This is a genomic window from Spongiimicrobium sp. 3-5 (assembly GCF_046557915.1).
Lineage (GTDB): Bacteria > Bacteroidota > Bacteroidia > Flavobacteriales > Flavobacteriaceae > JBHEBG01.
The window spans coordinates 354,649-372,709 of the sequence record NZ_JBHEBG010000004.1; the positions used below are offsets into that span (position 1 = coordinate 354,649).

18 protein-coding genes are annotated in these 18,061 nt (G+C 40.2%); 8 read left to right on the forward strand and 10 right to left on the reverse strand.

The window, feature by feature from the left end:
- Window positions 1-3: 3 nt before the first annotated feature.
- The 9 genes from ACEQ81_RS15860 to ACEQ81_RS15900 form a co-directional block, all read right to left on the reverse strand.
- A complete protein-coding gene (locus tag ACEQ81_RS15860; RefSeq protein ID WP_411031891.1) occupies window positions 4-2,031 on the reverse strand; it encodes a S9 family peptidase in 2,028 nt (675 codons plus the stop codon).
- Between the two features lie 94 nt (window positions 2,032-2,125).
- A complete protein-coding gene (locus tag ACEQ81_RS15865) occupies window positions 2,126-2,479 on the reverse strand; it encodes a hypothetical protein (RefSeq protein WP_411031892.1) in 354 nt (117 codons plus the stop codon).
- A 35-nt stretch (window positions 2,480-2,514) separates the two neighbouring features.
- Window positions 2,515-4,158, reverse strand: coding sequence for an AMP-binding protein (locus ACEQ81_RS15870; RefSeq protein ID WP_411031893.1), 1,644 nt, complete (start codon window positions 4,156-4,158; stop codon window positions 2,515-2,517).
- Between the two features lie 174 nt (window positions 4,159-4,332).
- Window positions 4,333-5,097, reverse strand: coding sequence for a hypothetical protein (locus ACEQ81_RS15875; RefSeq protein ID WP_411031894.1), 765 nt, complete (start codon window positions 5,095-5,097; stop codon window positions 4,333-4,335).
- A 43-nt stretch (window positions 5,098-5,140) separates the two neighbouring features.
- Window positions 5,141-6,556: an MBOAT family O-acyltransferase gene (locus ACEQ81_RS15880; RefSeq protein WP_411031895.1), complete on the reverse strand. Its 1,416-nt coding sequence runs from the start codon at window positions 6,554-6,556 to the stop codon at window positions 5,141-5,143.
- A gap of 2 nt (window positions 6,557-6,558) precedes the next feature.
- Window positions 6,559-7,605 carry a hypothetical protein gene (locus ACEQ81_RS15885; protein ID WP_411031896.1) on the reverse strand — a complete coding sequence of 349 codons (1,047 nt, stop codon included), beginning with the start codon at window positions 7,603-7,605 and terminating at the stop codon, window positions 6,559-6,561.
- A gap of 113 nt (window positions 7,606-7,718) precedes the next feature.
- Window positions 7,719-8,234 carry a nuclear transport factor 2 family protein gene (locus ACEQ81_RS15890; protein ID WP_411031897.1) on the reverse strand — a complete coding sequence of 172 codons (516 nt, stop codon included), beginning with the start codon at window positions 8,232-8,234 and terminating at the stop codon, window positions 7,719-7,721.
- Between the two features lie 46 nt (window positions 8,235-8,280).
- Entirely contained in the window at window positions 8,281-9,054 is a 774-nt protein-coding gene (locus ACEQ81_RS15895) for a hypothetical protein (RefSeq protein WP_411031898.1), read from the reverse strand.
- A gap of 63 nt (window positions 9,055-9,117) precedes the next feature.
- On the reverse strand, window positions 9,118-9,657 hold the full coding sequence (locus tag ACEQ81_RS15900; RefSeq protein ID WP_411031899.1) for an ester cyclase: 540 nt from the start codon (window positions 9,655-9,657) through the stop codon (window positions 9,118-9,120).
- Between the two features lie 214 nt (window positions 9,658-9,871).
- On the opposite strand from ACEQ81_RS15900, the gene ACEQ81_RS15905 reads away from it, so the two are divergent.
- From ACEQ81_RS15905 to ACEQ81_RS15940, 8 genes are all read left to right on the forward strand, one after another.
- A complete protein-coding gene (locus ACEQ81_RS15905) occupies window positions 9,872-11,833 on the forward strand; it encodes a histidine kinase dimerization/phosphoacceptor domain -containing protein (RefSeq protein WP_411031900.1) in 1,962 nt (653 codons plus the stop codon).
- A gap of 2 nt (window positions 11,834-11,835) precedes the next feature.
- Entirely contained in the window at window positions 11,836-12,570 is a 735-nt protein-coding gene (locus ACEQ81_RS15910) for a LytR/AlgR family response regulator transcription factor (RefSeq protein ID WP_411031901.1), read from the forward strand.
- Between the two features lie 205 nt (window positions 12,571-12,775).
- Window positions 12,776-13,399, forward strand: coding sequence for a hypothetical protein (locus ACEQ81_RS15915; protein ID WP_411031902.1), 624 nt, complete (start codon window positions 12,776-12,778; stop codon window positions 13,397-13,399).
- Between the two features lie 33 nt (window positions 13,400-13,432).
- Window positions 13,433-14,767 (forward strand): 2TM domain-containing protein, encoded by a 1,335-nt coding sequence (locus ACEQ81_RS15920; RefSeq protein ID WP_411031903.1) that lies wholly within the window; start codon window positions 13,433-13,435, stop codon window positions 14,765-14,767.
- A gap of 121 nt (window positions 14,768-14,888) precedes the next feature.
- Entirely contained in the window at window positions 14,889-15,191 is a 303-nt protein-coding gene (locus tag ACEQ81_RS15925; protein WP_411031904.1) for a 2TM domain-containing protein, read from the forward strand.
- Window positions 15,182-15,520 (forward strand): 2TM domain-containing protein, encoded by a 339-nt coding sequence (locus tag ACEQ81_RS15930; protein ID WP_411031905.1) that lies wholly within the window; start codon window positions 15,182-15,184, stop codon window positions 15,518-15,520. Before ACEQ81_RS15925 ends, ACEQ81_RS15930 begins: the two co-directional genes overlap by 10 nt.
- Before the next feature lie 10 nt (window positions 15,521-15,530).
- Complete coding sequence (locus ACEQ81_RS15935) at window positions 15,531-15,881, forward strand: 2TM domain-containing protein (RefSeq protein ID WP_411031906.1); 351 nt, start codon at window positions 15,531-15,533, stop codon at window positions 15,879-15,881.
- 41 nt (window positions 15,882-15,922) lie between these two features.
- A complete protein-coding gene (locus tag ACEQ81_RS15940; protein WP_411031907.1) occupies window positions 15,923-16,678 on the forward strand; it encodes a LytR/AlgR family response regulator transcription factor in 756 nt (251 codons plus the stop codon).
- Between the two features lie 96 nt (window positions 16,679-16,774).
- Here ACEQ81_RS15940 and ACEQ81_RS15945 read toward each other — a convergent pair whose 3' ends face one another.
- The gene (locus ACEQ81_RS15945; RefSeq protein WP_411031908.1) at window positions 16,775-17,959 is read right to left on the reverse strand and encodes an LETM1-related biofilm-associated protein; all 1,185 of its coding nucleotides are present in this window, start codon (window positions 17,957-17,959) and stop codon (window positions 16,775-16,777) included.
- Window positions 17,960-18,061 lie beyond the last annotated feature (102 nt).

Genomic DNA, 18,061 nt, shown 5'->3' on the forward strand with positions numbered 1-18,061 from the left:
AAGTTATTCCTTGTCCTTGTATTTATTGAACCATGCAAGTACACTGGCAATTTTTGCAATAAGATTACTTGGCCTGTTGGCAATTCCATGGGAAGCTCCTGGTATCCTTACCATCGCCGTTTCCACTTCCTGTAGTTTTAAAGCCGCATAAAATTGTTCGGATTCTGCAATCGGCGTTCTGTAATCCTCCTCTCCTGTCAACAGCATAGTTGGTGTGGTAACGTTACCCACATACGTTAGGGGAGATCGTTTTAGGTAATTGGTAGGGTCTTCCCAAGGTTTGTTGGGAAACCAATATTTATAGAAAAATCCTGGTCCGTCGGAATATAGAACAAAACTATACCAGTTAATAACAGGTTTGGCTACTACGGCGGCCTTAAACCGATTTGTTTTTCCCACGATCCAGGCCGTAAGTACACCGCCGCCGCTACCGCCGGTAACAAAAAGGTTCTTATCATCTACAAATCCTTTTTGCAGTACCGCGTCCACGCCAGACATTAAATCATGGTAGTCGTTATTGGGATAGTCGTGATGGATAAGATTTCCAAATTCTTCACCATAGCTTGTGCTCCCACGCGGGTTTGTGTACAGAACCACATAACCTGCCGCGGCGTACAATTGTATTTCAGCAGAGAACACAGATCCATAGCTGGCAAATGGCCCTCCATGAATTTCCAAGATCATCGGGTATTTTTTGGAGGGATCAAAGTTGGGAGGTTTTACTAACCAACCCTGTACTTTTCTTTGGTCAAAAGAAGATTCCCACCATAGCTCTTCTACGCTGCCCAAATTTCGGAAAGAAAACAGGTCTGCGTTTAAACGGGTGAGTGTTCTATCATTCCCTTTGTATGAGGTAGCCAAATCTGCGGGGTGCTTCGTTCCTCCCAGGGTGTAAGCAAATTTGTCGTTTTTGGACACCGTGTAAGAGGCGGCGTTATAAGGTCTACCTAATGAAAGACCTCCCAAGGTATCCGTTATGGTACTTACCTTGCCGGTAAGGTTAATGTAGCCAATTTTGGTGTCGCCCTCATCGTCATACTGAAAGTATAGGCCTTTCCCATGGGAAGCCCATTTTGGATTTTGGATATCTCTATCAAAATCTTTGGATAGATTCTGTGGATTGCTTCCATCCCAATCCATGAGATATAGATCGGTTATTTGGTATCCCTGGAACCTATCATCAAAACCTAAGTAAGCTATTTTAGAACCGTCCGGAGAAACCGTGGGACTAAAATCCGGACCAAAACGAGAAGTAATGGCACTTACTTTTCCATCGCTGAGGTTAAGGCTATAAATTTCGTTATTCAAGGGTTCAAGCTCATGGTTTTCCCTTAGGTTGGCACTAAAAATTAATTGTGTATTGTTTTTGGACCATTGCGGTGTACCATGATCATATTCCGTAAACGTTAATTGCCTGGGGGTGCCGCCATCTGTGGATAGCGTAAAAATTTGATTGTACCCTGTTTTTAGATAACCCTCACCGTCTGCCCTATAATTTAATTCATCAATATACGCAGGTGGTTCGTTCCATTTTGCCCCTTCGGGTTTCGCGGGTAGTTTTATGATAGATTCTCCCTTTTTTTGGACAAACATGGTAAAAGCCAAGTACCGGTCATCGTACGACCAGGTAACCTGTCCCGGAGCTTGTTTGCTGTTTGTTAAAGGCGCAATTTCTTTGGTATCTATCCACATGAGGTACAATTTTACCCTATTGTCTGCTTTATTAGACTTAAAGATGATTTTTTCACCGTTGTGCGACCAACGGGGATAAAAATCGTTTTGATTACCTGTGGTGAGTGGTCTATTCCCAGACCCATCAAAATTTATGATCCATAGGTTAGACAAATTTTTGTCGGTCATCACATCCTTAAAATTTCTGACATAGATAATTTTACTTCCATCGGGCGATATTTGTGGGTCCGAGACATACTCCATATTGAAAACATCGATGAGTTCCAGGTTTGAATTCATTTGCGCGTAGGAGCCTTGGAGGGCAACAAGTAAGATGCCTATTTTTAAGAAGTATTTCATTGTATTTTTTGTTTGAAGTATTAGGGATTTAAAAAGTTAAGATAAGAAATAATATAATGGTAATTTAGAGGGGCGCATGCTGCTTGCCGCATATTTACAAGCGCAGCACCGGAGTAGGTTTTTTGTTAATTCCAGTATTGATGGTCTTGGTTTTTTCCTTGTTTAGATAACGATATGTTAGGCCACCTATAAAAATCAACAACAAAATCACTACTATTTTATTGATTTTAATTACTTGTTTAACAGTTAAATAGCTTGCTATGATTATTGAGGATATGAAAGCGATAAGTGAGCCCATTACCCCATATCCCAATACAATGGCACCACCGGCAAGTCCTTGACCTTTTCCGGCACCCAGTAACCCTGCCAACATGGCCCCAAGCATTAATCCCAAAATGGCCGCCAGCAGGTAAAGAAGTAGCTTAGCCGGTTTAAACAGTTGTTGCATAGTTTTTGGTTAGTGAAGCGTATAACGAGATTTGTTTATTCGTAAATGATCAGTTCTTCTTCGGAAAACCACGATTTATAGTAAGACTGATGAATTTTTTCGATACTACTTCGTTTTACTTTTAAAGTAGGCGTGGTTAATCCGTTTTCTACGGTCCAATCTTCCTTCATCACCACTATTTTTTCAATTTTCTCATGTTTTTCCAAGGAGGGATTTACCTCGTGCATCGTCTTTATAAGACCAGCTGTAAAATCGTCACGGTTCTTCGCCTTGCCTGATAATGACGGTGTTATGAGTGCAATGGGTTGCGGTATACCCGTGCCAACAATACATATCTGGTCTATATCCGTATTCTTGGATAAGGCCAGTTCTATGGGTGCCGGTGAAATGTATTTTCCCTTATCGGTCTTAAATTGATCTTTAACCCGCCCGGTAAGCGTTAGGTATCCATCATGATCATATTCGCCAATATCCCCTGTCCTTAGGTAGCCATCTTCCGTAAATGTCTGCTTAGTAATTTCGGGCGCATTGTAATACCCTGTCATTAAACAGTTGTTTTTAATGCAAACTTCGCCCTCTGCGGATAATTTGGCCTGTACTCCGGGTAAGGGTTTTCCAACGGTACCAATTTTATTGGCCCCGGGAAGGTTGGTATGCGAAACAATGCAGTCTTCTGTCATCCCATACATTTGCATAATATGGATGTCTAATTTTTGATACCATTTAATTAGGCTGCTAGCTACCGGAGCCGCTCCTACGGCAATAATCCGGGCATCTTTAAGTCCCAATTTCTTTTTTAACTTGTTTTTTATCAGATTTTTAATAATTGGAATACCCAACAGAACGTCCAACTTTTTTTGGGGAAGGCTTTCTAATATTTTTTCTTGAAATTTTGTCATGATCCTGGGTACCGCCCCAAAAGAATGAGGTTGTGTGGCTTCCAAATTTGCCGCGAAAGTATCCAACGATTCCGCAAAATATATTTGTGCGCCCATGGCAAGTCCCCTCATTTCTATACCTGCACGTTCTGCAACATGCGACAAGGGTAGATACGAGAAGAATCGCGGATGTTTCGGCAGCTCTACCAAATTGGCCAATGCATCTGCACTTTCCATAAAATTACCCGAGGTATGCATAACACCTTTGGGTATCCCCGTTGTGCCCGAAGTATATATTATGGTCGCCAGATCAGTTTTTTGCTGTACATAAGGCTTTTCTATGGGCGATTGTTGAGCAATTAGGGATTCCCATGAATCACCAATATCCTCCCCGTACAATTGAACGCTTATTTTATGGATGTCTGGGATGCCCGCTTTTTGAGAAGCGAAATCATCCAATTTTCCAATAATTATTGCCTTAGCACCGCTAAGGTCGAGGATTTGACCTATAGATTGCGCATTTAAAGTTGGGTATATGGGGATAGAAACATGGCCGGCCATCATAATGGCAAGGTCTGCCATAATCCAATGGGCACAATTCTTTGATAACAGTGCAATATTACTCTTTTCGGCTAGGTTATACCGTGCGAAACCCGAAGCAATTTTTCTAATTTCTTCCCCTGCGGTCTTATAGGAATAGGTGATTAACTTACCATTTATAGGTTGATTTAAAAAAGCCATCGATGGGGCTTCCTTTTCCCAATATAAAAAGGCTTCCAATGGTGTGCTGAATTTTTTCATAAATATTGCTGGGTTTGGAGGTTTTACATGTCCCTTAGGTGGCACCACCTTAAATATATGAAAATTAGTTTGCTATGTTGCAAAATACTAGTGGGTTAAAAAAATGAAACCCGCCCTAGGGCAGGTCTCCTAACGGTTCATAAGATTAATCAAGAACGCTAATACAAATACCGATTATTCTCTACTCGCCGCCTGTACTGCTCCGCTTAACCCGCTAAGGTCTTCTCGGAATATCCAAAGTTCTTGCTCTCCACCATGGGTAACTTCACCCCACTCCTTCAGGAAATCGGCAAAGGCACCTTCGCCATGGACTTCGTTGAATTTTTTGGGGAATTCGATGTCCTCGCCCATCCAGCTAAATTTATCGAAGAATGAAACAAAGACCATGTCCCTACCTTCTTTGGTGCTGGGTAACTCGTTGGTGTAAATGCCATAGGTATCTTCAGGAAGTTTTTCCACCATTACTCTTTGGATTTTTTTCACCAGTTCCAAAGCCTTTTGACGTTGAAATCGCTTAATATCGAACATATTGATATGCAGTTTAGCAATATTGAAATCTTTAGGAAAGTGGGAGAGAGCTGCTTCAAACTTCCAATAGGTCTGATTTCCTTCGGGCATCATATAAGGCAATACATTAGTGTTCCAATCGGCATCGTGGCCTTCCTGTGCGGGTCTGTTATCCAAAGCACTCCACGGTAGTGGTCCCATGACCCACATATAACTACCAACGTTAGATCCGTTAGATATCCAGTAAACGCGAGCACCATAGGGGCTTTCGGCATGGTACTTTTTGTTGTGGGCGGCCATACCCGCTTCAAATTCTGTAATCTTCGCCGGGTGTGCGGTTATCATTCCGTTTTCAAAAACGGCATATTCCGTTGCGGTTTGCGATATTGCTATTACGGGTACAAGCAACATCAGATAAAATACATTTTTCATTTGGTTTAATATTTAAAGGGTTAATATTTAGTTTTTGATTTAATTAAAACTGGAAATAGATAAACTGCTCGCCACTGCCCTGTGCCATACATATTAGAAAAAACATAGCCGCCCATACGGTTCCCAACAACCATGAGGGGGTTTTTTGACCAACTTGCTTTAAATTGGTATTCCTCATAAACCAATGGCAAAGAAATAATACGCTTATAACAGTAAATATTTTGATTATATCGAAGGTGCCTAAAATCTTGGTTCCTTCATCGTTCATAAAAAGCATGGAGGCCACCATGTTCTTGGCGGTAATAAATTCCCTGGCCCTGAAGAAAACCCATGTGAAATTCACCAAAGTATAGGTTAACAGTGCCAATAAAATACCGTTCCAAGTGGTTATCCGGATTTTTACAACGTTCCTCAGTAATCTTTCAACCACCAGATAAATACCATGCAAGGCACCCCATACTACAAAGGTCCAAGCAGCTCCGTGCCATAGGCCACCCAAAAGCATGGTAAGCATCAATGCTACATACATACGTGTAATTCCATGACGGTTACCTCCTAAGGGAATGTAGAGATAGTCCCGTAACCAGGTAGAAAGTGAAATATGCCACCGTTTCCATAGATCGGAAAAACCAATGGAGGCATAGGGATACATAAAGTTATCTGGCAGTACAATACCCAATAACAATGCTATCCCGATAGCGCAGGTAGAATACCCGGCAAAATCGAAGAATATCTGACCAGAAAATGCCAAGGTGCCCGACCAAGCATCCCAAACGTTCAAGATTTCCTTGGAACCAAATACACTATCCGCGGTTCCGGATAATAATGTATCTGCGAGGACAACCTTTTGAAACAGTCCAATAGTCAGTAAAAACAAACCCCAAATAAATTGCTTGGTCGTTGCTTTTTTTGCCTCATAGAATTGCGTAATGAGGTCTTTTGCCCTAACTATGGGCCCTGCTACAAGTTGTGGAAAGAAGGTTACGTACAGGGCAAAATCCAGGAAGGTTTTTGCCGGCCCAATTTTTCTTTTGTAAATGTCTATGGTATAGGACATGGTTTGGAATGTATAGAAAGAGATACCCATTGGTAAAATGATATCCATAGGGGCAGCTTCAAATTCAACACCTAGACCACTAGCAATACCAACAAAGTTTTCCAACAGAAAATCCCCGTATTTAAAGAAGGCCAGAAAGCCTAGATTAACTACCAAGCTCAATAGCAACCACATTTTTCTAATGTTCGGTCGCTCTTCTTTGGCAAGTTTATTTCCTGCGGTCCAATCTACCATAGTAGATATCCAAAGCAATAAAATAAGTGGGGGGTTCCATAGGCCGTAAAAAACATAGCTTGCCAATAGCAGCATTAATTTTTTTCCCGTCCAACTAAATAGCGGAGCATAATATAGTGCCAGGACAATGCCCAAAAAGACAATAAACCCAAGAGAGTTGAATAACATTATTAATTGGTTTGGTGGTTAGGTATCTGTTCGTCTTTTATCATTATTGCTATTAGTTCGCGCGTAAAAATATCGGCATCAGGTGCCGCCAGATGAGATAGTTCTGGTGTTCTAAGCCCTTGGAGTTGTCCAAAATCCTCAAAATGATATGCTGGCAACCCGCTTTGGACCACAAGTTGGTCCCAAAATGCTTCCCTGGGTGTAATATTAGATTCCAGTTCCCTAAATTGGCCAGCGGAAGGGCATCGTAGTAAAATTACTTTACCACCTCTTTGGGTTATTAACGCCACATCTTCAAGAAAAAATGCGGTAGTCCCCTCCCGATCTGGAGGAGGCATGTTTGGTCCCCCTTTTAGGCAAAACATCCAGACGTCTATTATGGACTGGGCGAAAGCCGGATCCGTAACCATACGATCTAACATGCGAACGTTTCGCTCCTCACTACTAAATCCAAAATCTGGGAAGGGTGGCATCTGGGGGTGCCCGGTTCGGTTGCCTATTTTGATATTCTGTAAAAGAGATTTTAAGTCAAAATTGCCCGAGACAAGATCCTCATAAGAATGAATTGTAGCAAGGTTACGTTGTAATGGCATGGAAAGCCAATGGTTGATGCGCTGCGCATAGGTACGGTCGTGGTAATAATCTACCCGTTCTTGTATGCCCAATATGGGCGGAGCTTGCGGAAAGGTCGTAGAAAAGAAAAGGGGAGGTGTAATCCCCACTACCAACGTTCCTGCAAAATTGGTGTTTCTGGCAATGTCGCGTATAGTTGGTAATGGCGAGGCGCCTCCCATAGACAGCTGTACAGGGCGTTTTCCGGTGTATTCTTCCCAGACATCCAGTTGAACATCAAAATGGATACGCGAAGAACCAGCAAAAACATAGTCTTCAGAAGTGAGTTTTTCTACCCTGGCCCTATTTGATGCCCATAGCGCCTTATCATCCTGGAAAGTGGGTACTTTGCCCTGTGAACGCCAGTAAATTTCCCAGCTGGTAAGACCAATAACGCCAAGGGTCAAAGCAATGATGAAAGATTGTTTTAAATCCATTTTGGTTTTTGATTAGAAAAGGTTGGTTCCGACAGTATTTGTAGTTCGCCAGAGTAATAGGTCCCTGAAGAATAAACCCTGCTTGTTTAAAGCAGGGTTATCGAACAAAATAATTACTCTTCCACAGCTTCTTCGGCCATTTTGGCGGCCGCAATTTCGTTCATACTGGTTACGTATTCGGACATATCGTAATAAGCATGTTCTTCTACAATTTTGTTTTCTACAAATTGCAGGGTAATATGTACCGGAATGGTCAATTTTTTATCGTTTGCTTCGAGCACACCCTCCCAGTTTGCCCAATAATTCACCCATTTTTCACCCTGGTCATCGATAACCATTTCATAGTACACGTCCTCGTCAGAAAATCCGTAGCTCGACACGGACTTCAACAGATCTTTTAGTCCCTCCGATATTTGTTCTGGAGTAACGGCATCCACGCTATTATGGTAAACTTTGGCAGAATCTGCGTAATGACCGGTCCATGCGTCCCAATCACCTTTTTCATAATCGGCCACCAATTTCTTTGCAACATCTATTTCAGCCGAATTAACGCTGTACCTAGCAGGGCCTTTGGGCTGGCAAGAAGCGAATAGCCCTATAGTTAAAATTAAAAAGATTGCTTTTTTCATTGTTTGTTTTTAAGTTGATGTATGGAATGTTTCTTTATTATACGGGTTAATCTTTTGGACTATAGGCAAGGTCTGGTCGCATTCTACCAGTTACTTCTTCCATTTCGGTAACATATTTCATTACCTCCCCGAACGTACCGGCCGCATCTTCCCCTAAAAGAGCATCATTTTCTACTCCATGGGTTTCAAAAGAAATACCGTCCTTATCTGCAACGGCCACCATAAAGAAGCTGCCTATAGTTCCAAAACCACTTCTGTAGATACGGTAATGAGATTTGGATCCTTTTCTTTCGTACAGGGCTTTAACTCCTTTTATAGCTTCTGTGATAGGACCTAAATTTTCGGGCGTAGTATGCAAGTAATAGAATCGCCTATAATCCTTTCCTTCAGGAGTTTGGGTCATTCCATCTGGCATATAAGAGAGGTCACTATCCAAGGTAATCACATAATCTCCATGGGCGGTATAACACTTGTCCATATCAGAAAACAGTTTATTGAACGCCTCTTCTCCCATTTTTTCCTGTAAGGGACCAAAACCGTCGTAAGTAATATCGGCCATAGAACTTATAGGGGATATAAAGAGGTAACGGAAGTCCTTAGTAGCAGCGGAAATCCAATTGAGTCCTTTAATATCGTGTTGTTGGCACTGTGTTACCAGATCTTTGGCTGCCTTTTCATATTCCGTAACCATGGATGGTTTTACGCGGTCTTCATGTACCCAAAAAGACTGAGTAGTTTTTTCTTCTTCTTGGCCGGTACCAAAATATGGTATCAGTAAAATAGCCAAGGTGGCCAATAGGGTTGTTTTTAGTGTTTTCATTGTTTAAAAATTTAGATTAATGGTATCGTTTTTATAAGTTTTTTTATGCTAAAATCACCATGGTTATTCCATAACCGGAGGTTTTAAGGTATAGCCCAATTGTTGCAAAAGATCTAACTCGTTATAGAACACATCTTCTTGGTACATTTTTCCCATTTCATTAAAATGGAGTTGCGATAGACCCAATATTTTCACTTTTTTTCCCGTTGCCGGCACCTCGCCAAATTCGCCGGTATTGGTTCCTGTAAAAACCCATTGAACAAATACCTGATTATCTTTAATATAGTTGGACGATTTGGAAATATGCATATCTGGAAAACCGGTATAAAAAACGTTAAGACTGGCATTTAACTCGGACGCATTGGACGCAACCTTTATTCCATTCATAAAGCGTGCGAAATCTGGAGTAACAACAGAGGCAAGTTTTGAACTATCTCTATTGTTTAGAAAATCTGCGAGAAAGACGTTTACTTGGTTGGTAATGGTGTCGTTCAGCGACAGTTTTTCTAAATTCATATCGGGTTCCCTCAACCTGTTGTCCTTATTTTTGCAGCTCATTAGCATCAAAACAAGAACTACCTGTACCATCCTCATTGTTCGCATGCCCTTCAATTCAAAATAGTAACCTTAGACCAAAATGGCTGGCCGTTACTATCAATTTCATTTCAATTAATTGTTTTCCAAGAGAACCATCAAGCTACTTTGGATGAAAAGCATGTTTTATTGTCCGAAAGGGCCTCCTTATTTATCGGGTTCCAAATGCTGAAATTATTTGTATATTTAGAGTTCTCGTTTCCCCCGTGAGAAAACTCCAGAAATGAGAAAGCACTTGTTGAAAGCCTTTATTGCCACTACCTGTTCTTTGTTGAGCTTCCTCAATACTATTGGTCAATTTGTTGATTTTAGCAGCGAAACCCCTTACAAAAAGGTTTTTGTAAGCACGGATAACTTTGGGATATCCTATTTAAAGACATTGGAGGAAGCCTATCCAAAAGCCAAGACCAACGCAATTAAGTTTTCCCTCCTTAACGATTTGGCTTACTACTGGCACACCAGAAATTTAAATAGGGCGTTAGAATTTACCCAGGAAGGACTAAAACTTACCGCAGCAATTACGGATACCCTTTGGCAAGGTAGGTTTATGATTACCCAAGGGGCCATTCTACTGCGTATGGAAAAATTGGACAAGGCCCTTGAAGTTTTAGAAGAAGCCAAAAGTCTTGTAAATGCAGAGGATCTTCCTTTTTTGTATACCCAGATGGGCTATGTTTTTGAAAGAAGGGGAGAACTTGGAAAAGCGGCGGACTATGCCATGGAATCTTTACGTTTGGGACAAGAACTACAAGACAAGAAGGCTATTGCAATGGCCTATAGCGATCTTAGCAATCTTTTCTGGAAACAGACCAAGTTTCAAAAAGGTTTGGAATATGGTCTTAGATCGCTGAAAATATTTGAGGAACGGGGCATTAACGACTTGGACTATGATTTTACGCTCTATGTGGTTGGCAACAATCATTTGGCACTAGGAGCCTATGAAAAGGCCCAGCGCTATTATGAACATGCCATCGCCATAGGAGAACGCTATGGTTTCTATAATAATTTAAGTGATGTTTACATTTCCCTGACAGATTTATATGCCTATCTCAATCAGTTTGACAAGGCCGCTATTGCGGGCGAGAATGCAGTTAAGTATGCAGAATTGCTAGATAACAATTTTATGATGATGCGGTCATGGCTTTCCATAGGAAAATATCAAAACCTACAAGGCAAGTATATTTCAGCGGTAGAAAGTCTGGAAAAAAGCATCGATATAGCCACCGCGGATTTCGGGGACGAATTTCACTTAAGCCAGGCCTACGAGACTTTGGGAAAGGCGTATGCAGGCAGCCATAATTACAAGAAGGCATATGAGGCATTTGCCAAATATGACGAACTGAAGGATTTGGTATTTACCTCAGAGGCAGATCACCGCACATCCTTACTCCATACAGAGTTTGAGGTAGCCCAAAAAGAGGGTACCATAGCACAGCAAGAAATACAAATAAGAAAACAGCAGTTTAGACAAACGCTCATTAGTATAGCCACCGCGCTGCTACTATTCTCGGTAGTTCTTTTTTACAATGCCATCAAGGTAAACCGAAGAAAAAACCGGTTACTGCAAAAACAAAACGAAGAAAAAGAATTTTTGCTAAAGGAAATCCATCATCGTGTAAAAAACAATTTGGAGATTGTATCCAGTTTATTATCCCTGCAAGCATCTGAAATTAAAGATTCCCAAGTAAAGGAACTTATGGAAGAAAGCCAGAGCCGGGTTCATAGTATGGGAATGATCCATCAAAAATTATATCAAGGAAAGAGTTTGGCATCGGTAGAGATGAAAGACTATTTTATTAATCTGGGCCATTACATTATCAGTGCTTTTGGTGCCGAAGATCGAATAAATATACATTGCGATATGCCTCCTCTAGAACTGGATGTGGACATGGCCATTCCAATTGGCCTGATTGTGAACGAGCTTTTGACCAATGCTCTAAAATATGCCTTTCCCAACGGTAGACAGGGAAAAATAACCATAAGTCTTACCCATACCCATCATCATCTCCTATTACAAGTTTCGGATAACGGTATAGGGATGGAGGAAAACGTAAAAAAAGAGGGTACAGGATTTGGTACAAGGCTTATAGATTTGCTTACCAGGCAATTAGACGGTAAAATGGTGCTTAATATCAACCAAGGGACTTCGGTTTCATTTAAATTTCAACTCAACAAAGCTGCTTAACGATGGAAGAAAAAACACGTATTTTAATTGTAGAGGACGATATGATCATTGCCGCCAATATTTCCTTACAACTTACCAACCTGGGTTATGAGGTCACAGGAATAGAATCTAGGGGGGAAGAGGCCATTATGCATGCCAAAACCAGTGTTCCGGATATTATCCTGATGGATATAAACCTTAAAGGACATATAGATGGTATTGCCACTGCAGAACAAATACAACAAGTTTCGGATATACCCATAGTGTATCTGACGGCCAATACAGATGACGCTACTTTTTCAAGAGCCAAGGCCACCCATCCCTTTGCTTTTGTTCCCAAACCGTTAAATGCACAACAACTTCGGCGCACAATAGCCCTATTGGTAGCGCGTATTAAAGAGAAAAAAGTAAAAAAAGATAGGCCACAATCCAATATCCAAATACTGCACGATCGGATATTTGTAAGGAAGGGGGGTAAAATGATAAAGTTGTTGTTAGATGACATTCTTTACATAGAAGCGGACCGAAACTACTGCAATATTGTAACCCAAAACGGCAATTACTTACTTAGTAGTACCCTAAAAATGATGGAGGACAAGCTGCCAAGAAATCATTTTTTAAGGGTCCACCGGTCATATATTATAAATATATCCCGATTGGATGTGGTGGGCGAAGGGCATTTGGAAATAAAAAGAAAGGTAATACCCTTAAGTAGATCGCATCGCGAATTTTTATTTGACCGAATCCAGACAATCTAAGAATACTTTACTACCAAATCTCTTGGTAGGGCCCATGCTGTAAACCAACGCCCCGATTAATTCCTTTCAAGCATACGACCCGTATACGGTCGGCACGCTTTTTTACAACCCATCCTGCAATACCTACAATTCGGTAGTTCTTTTTTCCTTTCAACGGTTGATAGCGACAACTTTGCCCTATAAATAATCTAAAAAAACAGAAACCATGAAAAGAGTAGTTGCAATCATTATGTTGTTAATAGGCCCTATGGCAATAGCCCAAGATCAATACACACAAGGGATGCAAAAGGCATTTCAACTTTGGGGAGAACAAAAAAATACGGAAGCCGCCAATTTGTTCGAAAGAATAAGTATGGCGGAGCCCGATAACTGGTTACCGCTATATTATGCCTCACAGATAAATACCTTTGCATCTTTTGAAGAAAAGGACAAAGAGAAGCTGTCTCAGCAAATGGCAAAAGCACAAGAACTATTGGATCTTGCAAAGGCCATAGCCCCTAACCATCCCGAAATATTGGTACAACAGGCCATGATCCACACGGTTTGGGTAGCTTTTGATGGAGCAACCTACGGACCCACTTTATCCGGTAAAGTAGCTGCTCTATATCAGCAAGCATTACAAATTGATGGCAATAACCCACGGGTAGTTTTTTCCAAAGCGGAATGGGACATGGGATCGGCCAAGTATTTTGGTCAGGACATTGCGCCCTATTGTAAGGAGGTAGCACGCTCCTTGGAACTTTTTGCTAACTTTAAACCAGAAACTCCGTTTCATCCAAATTGGGGGAAAGAGCGGGCAGAAGCTACTTTTGAAAATTGTAAAAGCTAAAATTTGCCGCTAGGTAATATCAAACAAATAAGGATGGTAAAATACATTGGAAAAATATTGGGGATCGGTCTGTTGGTCGGGGCAATTATATCCATCGTCTTTATTGGCACACGTGCTATTGCTGGGGAAACACTAGGGTTTAATGATAAACTCTTAACGGAAATAGGTTATAACATGCTCTATGCCGTTGTATTGACCCTCATCAATAGCATGTTTTTCGATTATCTGAATAACAAGGTTGTTTGGAAGAAATACGCAAAACACAGGATTTTAATAGGTGCTGCGGGGGGCGTGTTTTTTACCATGTTGGGCATCCTTTGGATCCGTATTCTGATCCGTATGGGTTTCGAGGGGGCCAGTTGGGAAGTATTTGTTGATGGTGAAAAGGCCATTTACTACGTGGTTGCCCTGTTGATTACCATTGTTGTTTCGGTCTTTTTCCATGCGGTCCATTTTTACAGGTCTCTGCAAGACAAAAGGGTAAAGGAACAAAAAATAATAGCAGGTACGGCTTCGGCCAAATTTGACGCGCTAAAAAATCAATTAGACCCCCATTTTTTGTTCAACAGCCTCAATGTACTAACCAGTTTAATTGAAGAAGACCCCGATCAGGCTCAGAAGTTCACAACCTCTCTTTCCAAAGTGTATCGCTATGTTTTGGAACAGAAAAATAAAGATTTGGTCTCCGTAGACGAGGAACTACAATTTGCCAAGACTTATGTACGTCTCTTGAAGATGAGGTTCGAGGATAGTATTGTTTTTGATGTCCCTGAAAAAAGCAGCAACCCAGAAGCCAAAATTGTTCCACTTTCCCTTCAATTGTTATTGGAAAATGCGGTAAAACATAATGTAGTAACAGCATCTAGACCACTTCATATAAAGGTTTTTGAGACCGACGGAATGCTTACCGTAAGCAACAACCTGCAAGAAAAGCAAGTGGTTAAAAAGAGCAGTGGGGTAGGGCTTAGAAACATACAGCAGCGGTACGGGATACTTACCGATAGAACGGTTGATGTAGCCAAAAGCAAAAAAGAATTTAAGGTGCATCTGCCGATGCTTACCAAGCAAATATCGGTTATGGCCACCCAAGAACGCTATATTTCCGATAAGCGCTATCAAAAAGCTAAAGAGAAAGTTGAGGCAATCAAAGGGTTTTACGGTAACCTTACCGCCTATTGCTTTGTGATACCGATACTTATTTGGATGAACTATAGTAATGGCGGATTTCCATGGGCCATTTTCCCTACACTAGGTTGGGGTTTTGGCGTTTTTATGCACGGTATGGAAGCCTATGGGTACAATCCGTTTTTAGGGAAAAGGTGGGAAGAGCGTAAGATGAAAGAGTTTATGGAGGACGACAAGTTTTGACCGCGTTTGTAATGAATAATAACGATCGGGGTTTAAAAAATGACAATTCAGAAATTAATTTTTAGAAAGATAACGCATACGTAGGATCTTTGTAACAGCAAGAATAGAAAAAGTAAAACAAATGGAAAATCAAAACACTGACAATAAATACCTTAGAGCCAAGGAACGCGTAGATAAACTGAAGAAGTTTTATGCAAACCTCTGGTCATATATCATAGTCATTTCCCTTTTGGCATTTATAAATTACTTCACTAATAATTTTAGATATATGTGGTTCCTTTGGGCAGCGCTTGGGTGGGGGATAGGTGTCTTCTTCCATGCCATGGATACTTTTAACCTCAATCCCTTTTTTGGAAAAAACTGGGAAGAGAAGAAGATTAAGGAGTACATGCAAGAAGATGGAAAAGAGAACAAATGGAACTAAAGGATAACAACGGTTCGGACAAGTTTACAAGGGCCAAAAAGCGGGTAGAGGAGTTGAAGGGGTTTTATATACATCTTACAGTGTATTTAGCCGTCAACACATTTATTACGGTTATGAAGGTGGTACGGAACCTGGGTGAAGGTGAAACGCTACAGCAAGCGTTATTTGATTTCGGCAGTTTTGCGATTTGGATTTTCTGGGGTATCGGAGTATTGTTCCATGCACTGAAGGTTTTTTCATTAAATCCATTTTTGACAAAAGGTTGGGAAGACAGACAAATTCAAAAATTTATAGAAGAAGATAAAAAAGAGGCAGAGCGGTACAAGTAAGTATTAACATATGGAGAATTATCAATCAGAAAAATATAAGAAAGCCCTAAGGAGGGTAGACATGCAAAAAAAATTCTATAAGCATGTTATGGTCTACATTGTCATCAACATAGTCTTGGTTGCGATTAAGATAAAACTCTTTCATGGTGTTATCCATGAAAATACATGGGGTGAGGGTTTCAGCGATTGGTTGGCCTGGAATTTTTTGGCAACCCCGCTGTTTTGGGGGCTTGGCCTTGTATTTCACGGCCTCTATGTGTTTCTGCTTAAGGGAAAGCCTCTAAAAGAATTTAAACCTAAACGTTTAAAGGAATGGGAAGAACGGCAGATTCAGAAATATATGGAGCAAGATAACCACTAATTATAACGCTTACAGAGACCCATAATAAACTCTTGAACAATATGAAGGTAATCATAATAGAAGATGAAAAACCGGCCGCGAGAAGGCTTTCCAGGTTATTGGAAGTTTTGGGCATACAGGTAACCACCATGCTATACTCCGTGGAAGAATCTATCCAATGGTTTCAGGAAAACCAGCATCCCGACCTTATTTTTTTGGACATTCAGTTGTCCGATGGACTATCTTTTGAAATTTTTGATGCCATCAACGTCAATAGTGCAATAATATTTACCACCGCTTACGATGAGTATGCTTTGCAAGCTTTTAAACTAAACAGTATTGATTACCTCTTAAAACCGATTGACGATGAGGATTTGGAAAAGGCCGTAGAAAAATATAAAAAACTAAAACCGTCATCACAGAAAATTGCGGTAGATTTTGACGACATAAAAAAGTTGTTGGTTAACCCTTTGGAGCGAGAATATAAAAAACGATTTACGGTTAGGGTAGGCCAACATCTAAAAATTATAAATGCCAATGACGTGGAGTGTTTTTATAGTGAGAACAAGGGCACCTATGCAGCAACTTCCGATGGTAGAAATTATTTGTTGGATACTACTTTGGAAAATTTGGAAACCGAACTTGCTCCCAATTTATTCTTTAGGGTAAGCCGTAGGTTTTACGTGAACATAAATCATATTAAAGACATTGTTTCGTACACCAATTCTAGGCTGAAAATTAAGCTGAACCGCTATAATGACCAAGAAATCATTGTAAGTAGGGAACGGGTTAAGGACTTTAAGTTATGGTTGGAATGAATTGAATTAAATATCTGATTAATAAATATTTAAATAGTCATATTTACAACTATAAATTTTTCTTATAGTGCTTTTTTTCAAGAAAATAACCCCTTTTTACTCCACCCTGTTGTCGTCGAATGCCGAAGGCAGTAATTTAGGAATCAATTTAATAAAAATTGGTAACAAAACCGCTCCCCCTGGTAGCATAAAAATTGCTAAAGACGGAATGCTTTTAAAAATATCCAACAACTGGTTTTGAATTTTTTTCTTTTCTTCGGGACTTAAATCCTTCACCGTAGATTTAGAAATTAAGGCTACCAATTCTTTACTTTCCGAAAGCTCTTTTTGAAGTCTTTTACTGTTTCTTAGAATTAATTTATTTACAATCTTGGCCATACTATCATAAAATTGAATGGCCAGATTACTATCTTTTAGATGGGGTATCTTTTTAAAATTTGAATCAAAAAAAGAGGCCACATATTTTAACAACACGGCAGTTTCCTCTGGAGAAAAATTTAAATCTTTTCCAATACCAAAAATAAATTCGGACTCCAAATAATCCAAATTTTGATCTTCCCAAACTGTAAGGCAAGCCACATCCATAAAATATTGGTTCTCGCAAGGAGAAAATTTGTTTATCATTTTTTTCCGATAAGAACCGTCAAAATTGGTCTGATCACTATCTATAAAAGTCAATGATGCGGCAAAAAGCTGTGCCAGTTTTTCGTCGTTTTTGTTCTTTTCCTTGGAATTTAGGGCGTGGTAGGTAAGATTTATCGTTATATACTCTAAGTTTTGGGCATATTCCCGTATCTGTACCTCTCCTTCCAAGTATTTTTTAAAGGTTAGTACATCAATAAATAAGAGCGAGTTGGTAATGATGCTATTAAAAGTTTTACTGATCAAATTGTCTTCTAAATAAACCCTACTCCCAATAAGCTTCTCCAATTGCGAAGAGGTTTTGTTGTCCGACAATATTTTTTTAAAAAACGAAATATTCCCAATGTCCAGGCTTTGATAAAAACCAAATATGGTATCTAAAAAGTCATCAAAAGAAGGCTTCGATCCCTGTTGCGCATAGGTAAAATACAAACCTCCCAAAAGATTGATCTTGGCTATCTCATCTTCCGATAGCTGATGTTCCGCTACTATAAAGTGGAAAGTGCTTAGGTTGATACCATAGATGAATCCGCATTCCCTTAGGGTGGTATATAGCTCCCCGAAGCTGGCATAATTGTCACAATTATCCTTCAAGAGGTGCCCAAACTTTTCAATCCAACCTGATGCGGAAGGGTTCATAGGCTAAAATTTAGTTCCCAAAATAAAACCAAATATAGAAATTTTCGTAGGTCTCAACGAGCGTTGGGTATAAGGGAAGCATTCGTTAACATCAATTTAACA